Here is a 3083-nt window from a genome sequence, read left to right as displayed (position 1 = left end):
TCGGTGGCGGTGGTAATCGCAACACCATCAGCCGGATTTCCTCTATCTCGGCGAGCCTCACGGCACATGACTTTACCGCTAACAACTTGTCGATGGCGCTCCGTGGTTCAACCACTGCCGGTTCAACTACTACGGTCACTGATGAGCCTCATACCAGCTTCGGCGTTGCTGATGAGCTTATCCCTTTTGACAAGCTTCCCGATCTGTCGAAGTCAGTCACGGTCAAAGACAGCCTTGATGCTGCTCTTGTTGAAGGTACTGACTACGAACTGACCAAATCCGGGATCAAGGTGATTGATGGTGGCGGCATTGATAACCTCGGCGTGAGTGTGAGCTATACACCACTGGCGACCAATATGGTTCAGGCCTTGATTGAATCGGGTAAAGAGTTCGTCCTGTTCATGGAAGGCCTCAACGATGCACAGGATGGCAAGCCGTTTAATATCCGGGTTCATCGGGTGAAGTTCTCGCCTGTCCAGAACCTTGATTTTATCTCGGACGACTTTGCCGCTATTGCGCTCGAACTCGATGTACTCGCAGACAGTACCATTGAGGGTTCCGGCCTCAGCACCTTTATGCAGATTGACCTGGCGCAGTAATCCACCGTTTGCTTCCTGCAACTTTGCCCCTTCCGAGGGGCTTTTTTTTGAATTAAAGCACTATCCCGAATATTTCATAAACAACAGCAGGTTCCGCCCAAGCCCTTGATATAATTGGGCCTAATAAAAGGACACTCCGTAAGAAGCAAACCGGAACCTGCTATGGCGCAACATACACAAGAAAGCCTTCGTTTCCTCCCTGTTAATGGTAAAACTGTCAGGGCTGATTTTAACGGAGGTGAGCTATCCTCCGATTTTGGTGCTTTACTGCTACGTGAAACAGCGCTTCGCAGCGGCCTGATTTCACGGCTCGTCAAGGCAATACTTGATAAACGCCATCAATCCTATGTCGATCATCCCATGCAGGATCTCCTGATGCAGAGAGTGCTGCAAATGGCTTGTGGTTACCAGGATGCCAATGACAGCAACCATTTGCGTAAGGACCCCATGTTCAAATTGGCTGTTGGTCGCAGCCCAATTAATGCCAAGGCGCATCTGGCATCAGCATCGACTTTTACACGACTCGGGAAGGGATTGTCCCGGAGGGATATCTACAATCTGGCTTATGCTTTTGCAGAGCATTTTCTCGGTAGCTATAAAAAGCCGCCCAAACTGATCGTCGTTGATCTGGACCATACCGCTACCCTGACCCACGGTGCTCAACAGTACAGCCTTTTCAATACGAAATACGGCAATACCTGTTACCTGCCACTGATGATTTTTGAAGGCTTGAGCGGGAAGCTTATTACCGCCATTCTGCGACCAGGCAAAACACCTTCAGGACAAGAAAATGCGGCCATCGTCAAGCGTCTTATGGAGCTGATCCGGCAGTCCTGGCCGAAAACACATCTCATCATCCGGGGTGACAGCCACTTTGCCCAGCCAGAACTGATGCGGGTTGTTGAACAGGATAAGGCCGCTGATTATGTGCTGGGCAAAGGTGCTGGTCATCCGACAGCTTTACGTCCAATGTCGGATAAGGACATGGCTGAAGCTCGTCGGTGTCTGAAAGAACGTACAGCTCACGCCCGATCCAACAAATTGCCGATACCTCACCGGGTACGTCTATATGGCGAAGCACAGTATCAGGCAAAGAGCTGGAAAGGTCTGAATACACGGGTTATCTATAAGGCTGAAGTAAACCAGATGGGAGACAACCCCCGTTTTGTGGTGACATCTATCAAGAATGCCTCGGCCCGGTGCATTTATGAGCAGTTCTACTGTCCAAGAGGGCAGGATGAAAACTTCATCAAGTTCCTGAAAAATGACCTGTCCTGCGATCGCACCTCGGATATGAGCTTCCGGGCGAATGCGCTACGTATGTATTACGCTTGTGCTGCTTATGTTCTGCATTACGAAATGAGAACCACCGTTTTGAAGGATACAGAGCTGCAAAAGGCTCAACCTTCAACAGTGATCGCCAAGCTGTTCAAAATTGCTGTCAAGGTGGTGGAGTATAAAGATCGTGTGAAGTTACATCTGCCCAGCAGTAACCCAATGAAAGCGTTACTGAAACGAGTGACAGAAGCTTTTTCTGCCCTGCCTGTTCCCAAGCCAGGATAACAGACGCAAGGCTTCGGTTCACAAACGTTTTATTGAGTCAGCTGAAAGAGGTTGAGGGTTCGGTGCGCCTGGAGTCAGGTAAATCGACATATTTATAGAGAAAAAGCCATGGCGAGAGGAAATATCACCGCAGAAAAATACACTGCAACGATCTGACAGACTGTGCTTGCTCAAAAAAACATCAATCAGTCAAACTGTCACAGTGTTTATGAAATATTCGGGCTATGGCCAATATCAAAGAATCAGCTATTCGCTTAGTCCTGAAAGCAAAGGATTTGCTCTCCAAGGACGTTAAAAAATCCGCTGACTCCCTTGATGTTCTGAAAGCGGAAGCCAAAGAGCTCAAGGACAAGCTCTCGACGCTGGAAAACCAGAGTGCACTGCTGACTGCTTTTCAGAAGCAGACGAAAGCTGTCCGTAATGCTGGCAATGCCTTCCGGGAGGCCGAGGAGAAAGTTGACCGGCTGGCAAAAGAGTACAAACAGGCCTCCAAGCCGACCAGAGAATTGAAAGAGGCGGTCACGTCCGCCAAAAAGTCTGTAGCCGAAGCGAGCCGGGCTTATCAACGGCAAGAGAAGGATTTAGAGCGTCTAAGTAGTCAACTAGCCAAGACGAAAAAACCAACGCAGACGCTAATACAGGCCGTATCAGCGGCAAAGAAAGCGGTCAAAGAGTCCAACCGGGAATACCAGCGCCAGCAAAAAGAGTTGGATCAGCTGACCCGAAATTATAACAAGGCACAGAAAAACACTCTGTCACTGTCGAGTAGCCTCCTTACTGCCCGGACAGCGGTTACTCGTGCGAGCAAAGCTTATCAGGATCAGCGGGAAAAGCTCGATGAGCTCCGGCAAAGTCTCAAGCAAGCCGGTTTATCCACAAAGAACCTCGCTGGCCAACAGAAAAACATCACGGCTGCTATCA

General features: G+C 49.5%; 3 protein-coding genes. All 3 read left to right on the top strand.

The features are described 5' to 3' along the window. Nucleotides 1–599, top strand: a 599-nt coding sequence (locus AK963_RS33775) for a phage tail tube protein (RefSeq protein WP_066018484.1), incomplete at its 5' end; no start/stop codon positions are given. Between the two features lie 162 nt (nt 600–761). Beyond that, nucleotides 762–2162, top strand: a complete 1401-nt coding sequence (locus AK963_RS27320) for an IS1380 family transposase (RefSeq protein WP_066018483.1) — start codon at nt 762–764, stop codon at nt 2160–2162. 224 nt (nt 2163–2386) lie between these two features. Then, a partial coding sequence (locus AK963_RS27315; protein WP_139117711.1) for a hypothetical protein occupies nt 2387–3083 on the top strand: 697 nt, incomplete at its 3' end.

It is taken from the genome of Endozoicomonas atrinae (assembly GCF_001647025.1).
Taxonomy (GTDB): Bacteria; Pseudomonadota; Gammaproteobacteria; order Pseudomonadales; family Endozoicomonadaceae; genus Endozoicomonas; species Endozoicomonas atrinae.
This window is presented reverse-complemented; position numbering and strand designations above follow the sequence as displayed.

Coding starts and splice junctions, on each gene's coding strand:
- AK963_RS27320 (WP_066018483.1), top strand. CDS start 762: ATGGCGCAACATACACAAGAAAGCCTTCGTTTCCTCCCTGTTAATGGT.